The following is a 563-nucleotide window of genomic DNA, read 5'->3' as shown; positions in this document are numbered from 1 at the left end:
CAGGGATTCCGTTATTCATTAACGCTTGTTCGAACGTAAAGCTGCAGCCGATTAAAAAACCGACCATGTCGTCTTCCCATAAAGAAGAGATATCTGTCACTTCATCCGCCAATTCGCCACGCTTGTATACGCGGTATTTTGGAAAATCGGTGCGGATATCAGCGTCCGGCGCCGTGATGGACGGAACCGGAGATCCGGGGTCCGTGACATCAAGAATCGGACACGGCTTTTGATTGCGCTGGCAAAACAGCAAGAACTCAAAAGCGAGCTCTTTTTTCAAAATCACCAGGTTTGCCTGGGTAAAACCCCCGGCCATGCCGGCTGTCGGACCCGTTATTTCCCCTTTTCGAATCAGAGCCCTGACTTCGTCAGGACGCATTTCATTTACATGCAACGAGATCATCCCCATAACTTAGGAATTTCATTGATTAACGTATAGCCTCCCATGATGGCCATGACAATAACGACCAGAATGCCCGGAATTGTAAGCCAGATCGGATGCCTGTAGTCGCCGATGACATTCTTCTTATGCGCGCCGATTAAAAGGGAGCCTAGTGCGATCG

2 pseudogenes are annotated in these 563 nt (G+C 49.4%); both read right to left on the bottom strand.

From position 1 onward, the window contains the following. Positions 1-379, bottom strand: a pseudogene (locus ACWHAR_RS30495) (DUF1445 domain-containing protein); the annotation flags it as partial. 20 nt (positions 380-399) lie between these two features. After that, positions 400-563: pseudogene (locus ACWHAR_RS30490) on the bottom strand (hypothetical protein); the annotation flags it as partial.

It is taken from the genome of Bacillus sp. LR--39, from assembly GCF_053613335.1.
Note: the sequence above shows the minus strand (reverse complement) of the source record. Positions and strands in the feature narration are given on the sequence as shown.